The sequence below is a fragment of the Enterobacter cloacae complex sp. S2 genome, from assembly GCF_015159675.1.
In the GTDB taxonomy this organism is placed as follows: Bacteria; Pseudomonadota; Gammaproteobacteria; order Enterobacterales; family Enterobacteriaceae; genus Enterobacter; species Enterobacter intestinihominis.
This window is the reverse complement of sequence record NZ_JADDTS010000091.1, coordinates 1-1,429: the sequence shown is the minus strand read 5'-3', so window position 1 is coordinate 1,429 and position 1,429 is coordinate 1. Positions and strand designations below refer to the sequence as shown.

2 protein-coding genes are annotated in these 1,429 nt (G+C 33.1%); both read right to left on the bottom strand.

From position 1 onward, the window contains the following. The coding region (locus IPZ49_RS22880; protein ID WP_193762891.1) for a glycosyltransferase family 2 protein at positions 1-603 on the bottom strand (603 nt) is incomplete at its 3' end. 8 nt (positions 604-611) lie between these two features. Then, positions 612-1,429: glycosyltransferase family 4 protein (locus IPZ49_RS22875; RefSeq protein WP_227754137.1), on the bottom strand; the 818-nt coding region annotated here is incomplete at its 5' end.

The window sequence follows — 1,429 nt, the reverse complement described above, 5'->3', positions numbered from 1 at the left end:
ACACATATCAATATCCTCACAATACATAAAATATTTATCTGAGAAACCTTTAATCAAAGCATAATGGCTTACTTTAAAGGCTAAAAAAGACCCCGCAGCCCATTCAACATTAGTTGGAGCAGTTACATGATTTTTATTATATATTACATTGTTTTTTTTGAAAATGAATGATGAAAAGAAGTCAATAAACCCCGGAAATTTTCTTATCGAATTATCATAAACAGTCATCTCAGCATTTTTATATAGATTAATCGAAGCTAATCTACTCTCATCAACGTCCATATGCTCGATTAAGTTTGTAAGTGTGTCCGGATCAATTTTGACATCTGGGTTTAAAACAATGAAATAATCGTTATTGTTCATTCCTAGTTGTTTTAAACAATAGTCGAATACATAGTTATTATTTTCACCGAAGCCCAATCCATATGCTTCATTAAGTAGAAACATATTATGGGAATTTGCATATTCGCAAAGCGATTCGGCGTCACCGCTCTTATTGCATTTAAGAATGACTTTAAAAATATTTGAAAGTGACGCAAGACAATCTATTTTTTTTATAAGTTCTGCATGTCCATGTGATACAACACTAATAAAAACGGTCATATAAAGCCTTATCTTTCCAGATTGTTAATGAGTTCAGACCAAAGATGAGAAATATTTTTCATATTATATTTTTGACTTTTATCAAGTGCATGCAACGAAATTTCTTTATAACGAGAAATATCCGCATGAAACTCATTAAAGTTCCGTAAGGTTTGAGTTATAAATTCATTTTCTTCACAAAGGATACCATCTTCATGGTCTTCGATAATTTCTTGAGGTCCTATATGTTTGGAAGCTATTACAACACATCCTTGACTCATAGCTTCAACAATAACTAATCCAAATAACTCCTCCCATCCTTTTATCTTTTTTGAAGGAAGCAAGAAAAAATTAGATCGCCTCATATGATCCTTAAGTTCTTCCCGTGAAGTTATGTAGCCTATATAAGACAACCCGGAAATGTTTTTGCTCGCGGTAACGACGTCGTTCTCAAGATTTCCTTTGCCAGCAATTTTTATATTAGAATTTTGCAATACACCTGACTGCATTTTTTCAGCGATATCAATTATATCTTTGATACCTTTTTCTGGAGTAAGTCGACCAACAAATAATCCTTGAATATCCTTAGAATCCCATTTTTGGTCTAACTCGGTTCTAGCTATAGGCTCAATGTCTACCACATGTGGAATCACGTCAATATTCAATTGCATAGGATATGCGAAATCCAATATTGACCGCTTGGTTGCTCTAGTTACAGCAATTATCCTCGAAAATCTAGGAAGGTAATGACGCCAAGCTTTTTTGAGAATTTTATTAATAATCTTCGGATATGAAAACGGAGTTTTTCCTAACCATTGATGCCAGGAAGAATGTAACAGTAGTTTAT